This window comes from Arthrobacter sp. NPDC056493 (assembly GCF_042795115.1).
GTDB lineage: Bacteria > Actinomycetota > Actinomycetes > Actinomycetales > Micrococcaceae > Arthrobacter.
Genome location: NZ_JBHTSL010000114.1, coordinates 1 through 4,693, shown reverse-complemented (window position 1 = coordinate 4,693; position 4,693 = coordinate 1). Strand labels below are relative to the sequence as shown.

General features: G+C 63.9%; 5 protein-coding genes. 2 read left to right on the top strand and 3 right to left on the bottom strand.

What is annotated here, in order from left to right; genetic code table 11:
* Positions 1–89: 89 nt before the first annotated feature.
* Positions 90–572: a CarD family transcriptional regulator gene (locus ACFQ50_RS24350; protein ID WP_003801164.1), complete on the bottom strand. Its 483-nt coding sequence runs from the start codon at positions 570–572 to the stop codon at positions 90–92.
* Between the two features lie 339 nt (positions 573–911).
* Between ACFQ50_RS24350 and ACFQ50_RS24345 the strand changes: the two genes are divergently transcribed.
* Positions 912–1,487: a hypothetical protein gene (locus tag ACFQ50_RS24345; RefSeq protein ID WP_377998202.1), complete on the top strand. Its 576-nt coding sequence runs from the start codon at positions 912–914 to the stop codon at positions 1,485–1,487.
* A 143-nt stretch (positions 1,488–1,630) separates the two neighbouring features.
* On the opposite strand, the gene ACFQ50_RS24340 is transcribed toward ACFQ50_RS24345, so the two are convergent.
* A complete protein-coding gene (locus ACFQ50_RS24340) occupies positions 1,631–2,311 on the bottom strand; it encodes a response regulator transcription factor (protein WP_003801167.1) in 681 nt (226 codons plus the stop codon).
* Positions 2,308–3,666, bottom strand: coding sequence for a sensor histidine kinase (locus tag ACFQ50_RS24335; RefSeq protein WP_377998201.1), 1,359 nt, complete (start codon positions 3,664–3,666; stop codon positions 2,308–2,310). The genes ACFQ50_RS24340 and ACFQ50_RS24335 overlap by 4 nt, the downstream gene beginning before the upstream one ends.
* Positions 3,667–3,869: 203 nt before the next feature.
* Between ACFQ50_RS24335 and phoU the strand changes: the two genes are divergently transcribed.
* Positions 3,870–4,532: a phosphate signaling complex protein PhoU gene (gene phoU, locus ACFQ50_RS24330; protein ID WP_377998200.1), complete on the top strand. Its 663-nt coding sequence runs from the start codon at positions 3,870–3,872 to the stop codon at positions 4,530–4,532.
* Positions 4,533–4,693: the final 161 nt, after the last annotated feature.

Here is a 4,693-nt window from a genome sequence, read left to right as displayed (position 1 = left end):
GCCGGGAACGCCCTGAACTGCTATCTGGATCAGTGTTTTTGGGCAAGAAGAAACCCCGGTGGCACTTTGCCACCGGGGTTCAATTCTTGTTAGGAAGCCAAGACCTCGTCGAGAACGCTGGCAGCCTTCTCTTCGTCTGTCTTTTCAGCCAGAGCCAATTCTGAGATCAGAATCTGCCGGGCCTTGGCCAGCATGCGCTTCTCGCCTGCGGAAAGGCCGCGGTCGTGATCCCGGCGCCACAGGTCGCGGACGACCTCTGCAACCTTGATGACGTCACCGGAAGCAAGCTTCTCCAGATTTGCCTTGTAACGACGCGACCAGTTGGTGGGCTCCTCAGTGAACTCGGCACGAAGCACGTCAAACACGTGCTCCAAACCGTCTTTGCCCACTACGTCGCGAACCCCAACAAGGTCAACGTTTTCTGCTGGAACTTCAATGGTCAGATCACCCTGAGCCACCTTGAGCTTGAGATACATCTTCTCTTCGCCCTTGACAGTGCGCATCTTGATCTCTTCAATTTTTGCTGCACCGTGGTGAGGGTAAACTACTGTCTCGCCGACCTCAAAAACCATGTGGACTTTCCCCTTTCCCGCAGACCAGTTTATCACGATTAAGGCATATGACTGGCATGGAAACGGTCCAGGAACCCCGTAAATCCGCGGAAAATGGCCGAAATCAGCGGCTCAGACCCCTTGACGAATGCGAACAATAGTGCATCGCCAACGGCCCCACAAGCGTTACGCGCGGGTAGTTGCGGACCCTTGCGGAGGTCTGCGGGGCCGCAGACGGGCGTCGGAGGGGTCAGTCATGTGGAGGGTCCGAATCCTTGTTTGCCCCTCTTTGCCGATAGGCTATGGCTGAAAACTGTTTCAAAGACTTTTCGAGGAGTGCGTGACGTGCGTTTCACTGCGATGAACCGGGGCCAGAGCGGCAAGATGGCAATGGCGGCAGCCGCCCTGAGCGTCGGCCTGCTGGCCCTGACGGGCTGCGGCTACGTCAACGCCCAGCAGACCTCTCACCAGTACGCCGCCTCCGACGGAACCCGCGCCGACGTCGGGCCGGTCCAGCTGCGCAACATGCTGATCGTTTCCGCCGGCGAGAACCAGCCCGGCCGCGTCATCGGCGCCGTCTACAACTCCTCTTCGAAGGACGTCAAGGTCACGTTCAAGGGAGCCGAAGGCGCACAGACCGAAGTTCCGGTCAAACAGAACTCCTACACCCTGCTGAACCAGTCCACGGACGCAGCCACCCTGAGCACCACCGGCGGCAAACCCGGAACAGTCGTGGACGTCCAGGTGACCGAGGACGGAACCAACGTCAACAAGACCGTGAAGATTCCTGTGGTGGACGGCACGCTGAAGGAATACGCCGCCTACCTGCCGGGCGGCACGCCCAGCGAGTCTGCCACTCCGAGCCAGACTGCAACACAGGGTGAGACCGCGACGCCAAGCGAATCCGCCACGGCCACGCCCACCGCAGGCCACTAGCAGCGCCGGCCAGCACGCCAGCCATACAAGAAGGAGGGGTTCCCGGCCGGGAACCCCTCCTTCTTCGTGTTGCCGGTGCTTCGTGTTGCCCCGCGCCAGAGGTGCCGCTCCCCCGGGCCACTCCCCCGGGCGGCGGCCAGCCTCTACGGCTCGAACTTGTAGCCCAGTCCGCGCACGGTGACCAGGTACCGCGGCAGGGACGGGTCTGGCTCGATCTTGCTGCGCAGCCGCTTCACGTGGACGTCGAGCGTTTTCGTGTCGCCCACGTAGTCGGAGCCCCAGACCCGGTCAATCAGCTGGCCACGGGTCAGCACGCGGCCGGAGTTCCGCAACAGCATCTCCAGCAGCTCAAACTCCTTCAGCGGCAGCGACACCTGCTCGCCGTCGACACTCACCACATGCCGCTCGATGTCCATCCGTACGGGTCCGGCATGGACGGTGGATGAGATGAGTTCCTCCGGTTCGCCCTGGCGGCGCAGCACCGCGCGGACGCGGGCCACCAGCTCGCGGGAGGAGTAGGGCTTGGTGACATAGTCGTCCGCACCCAGCTCCAGGCCCACCACCTTGTCGATCTCGGTGTCCTTGGCGGTCAGCATGATGACCGGGACGGTGGAGCGCTGCCGCAGCTGCCTGCAGACCTCCGTGCCGGACTGTCCCGGCAACTGCAGGTCGAGCAGCACGAGGTCCGCCCCGTTGCGGTCGAATTCCGTGATGGCGTCGAGGCCGTTGTCCACGACCTCCACTTCGAACCCTTCCTTGCCCAGAAGATAGGACAGGGGATCGCTGAACGACTCCTCGTCCTCGACAATAAGAATCCTGCTCAAGCGTTAGCTCCTCGTTCGTGGACGCCGGCGGCGTCGTGTGGTTCGTTGGCCTGCGGCTGCTCGGGCTGGCCCTGCGGTGAAGCGGGTGCCAGCGCTGTGGCTTCCCGGCCGGTGCGGGAGTCAGCTGCGCGGTCGTCACTTACGCGGTCATCCCCGGCGCCGGTGCCTTCGGACCGGGCTCCGGTGCCCTCCGCCCGCGCCCGGGCCGCCCGCGGTTCCGGCGCGGACTCGCCTTCCTGCCCTTCCATCTCCGGCAGCCTGAGGGTAAACGTGGACCCCTGGCCGGGCTGGGACCAGAGCGTGACTTCGCCCCCGTGGTTGGACACAACATGTTTGACGATGCTCAGGCCCAGACCCGTTCCGCCAGTGTGGCGGGAGCGGGCCGCATCCACCCGGTAGAAGCGCTCGAACACCCGCTCCTGATCCTCGGGTGACAGTCCTTCGCCCTGGTCCGTCACGGAGACGGAAACCAGGCCCTCTTTGGACCGCACACCGATGCCCACGCGGGTGTTTTCCGGCGAGTACCGGACGGCGTTGTCGATCAGGTTGCGCAGCGCCGTGACCAGCAGGTCCTGGTCGCCATAGACCTTGGCCTCCGCGCGGCCGCCAATGACGATCTGGATGTTCTTGCTCTCGGCAGGCAGCTGGGACCGGTCCACGGCTTCGGAAATGACGTCGTTGATGTCCACAGGGTGCCCCTGCTGCGCCACGTTTGCGCCCTGCAGCCGGGACAGCTCAATGATGTCCTGCACCAGCGCGGCGAGGCGGGCCGATTCTTTGTGCATGCGTTTGGCGAAGCGGCGGACGGCATCCTCGTCGTCCGCCGACGATTCCAGCGCTTCGGCCAGCAGCGAGATGGCGCCCACCGGGGTCTTCAGTTCGTGGGACACGTTGGCCACGAAGTCGTTGCGGATCTCCTCGGTCCTGGTGATCTCGGTGCGGTCATCGGCCAGCAGGACGATATATTCCTCACCCAGCATGGCTGCCCGGACCTGCACGATGATGGTTCCCTGGCCAAGCGGTCCCCGGGGCAGTTCGAGCTGCCTCTCCAGGATGACGCCGTCGCGCCGGACATTCGCCGTCATGGCCAGCAGCTCGCGGTGCACCACCGTGTGTCCGCGCACCAGGCCGTAGGCGTAGGCAGCGGGGCTTGCCCGGACGACGCCGTCGATCGCGTCCACCACCACAAACGCCTGGCCGACGACGGCGAGGACTTCCGCTGAGCCCTGGGGCAGCGCCGGTTCGTCGTACTCGATCTCCACGAGCTCGCGCTGCTTCTCGCTGACCCGGAACGCGAGCACGCCAAAGACGCCGAACGACAGGCCCAGCAGGCCGGCGATGACACCTAAGAGCATTGGATCCACGCCTCCAGCTTATGCTTCCGAGAAGCCCCAATATCCGATAAACGGCCCACGCAGTGCGGATTCAGCTAACGTTCATCTTGAGATGTGCAACAGTTCACCGAACACTGGAAGAGTGTGCGGTTGGACTGCCGGAACGGTGACACGAAATTCTGACCGCCGCGGCGGGGCGGAGTTTCCAAGGAAAGGACGCCTACGTGCGCAAGGTTTTTCAGGAGGAGCTGGCCCACGTGGGCGAGGACCTCATCGAGATTTCAAAGCTGGTCAGCGAAGCGATCGGCAAGGCAACCACCTCGTTCGAGAGTGCCGACGTCGACCTGGCCCAGGACGTCATCGCCGCGGACGCCAGGATCGATTTCCTGCAGAACAGCCTCGACGAGCGCGCCATCGACATCCTCGCGCTGCAGGGCCCTGTAGCCAGCGACCTTCGCATGATCGTCGGGTCGCTGCGGATGAGCGCATCCCTGGAGCGCATGGGTGACCTTGCCCGCCACATTGCCCAGCTCGCCCGGCTGCGGTTCCCCTCCATGGTGATTCCGGAATCGCTGACCGGGACGTTCAAGAGCTTCGCAGAGCAGGACATCGAGATCGCCAACAAGCTCACCGAACTGCTGGAGACCCGCAACCTCGAGGTTGCCCGCGACATCCTCAAGGCCAACTCCGCGGTGAACGACCTCCACCTCAGCGTCTTCAAGGCGATCGCGCGCCCCGACTGGCAGGAATCCCCGGCCACCACCGTGGACGTGGCGCTGGCCAGCCGCTACTTCGAGCGGTTCGCGGACCACGGCGTGTCCGTGGCGCAGAAGGTCACCTACCTCGTGACCGGCGCCTGGCACCCGAACAGCATCGAGCACGGCTGACCCGCCAAGCACGGCCAGGCAACACCTTCGAGTTTTTGTCCACGTATTGGCCTCTCTGGCGGTGTTTGGGGCCAATAGGTGGAGGTAACCTCCAGCGGGATTATCGGTAATGATCCAGGCGCGTATAGACCTGTCCGAGGGCCGGTGACCGGTGGAGATGT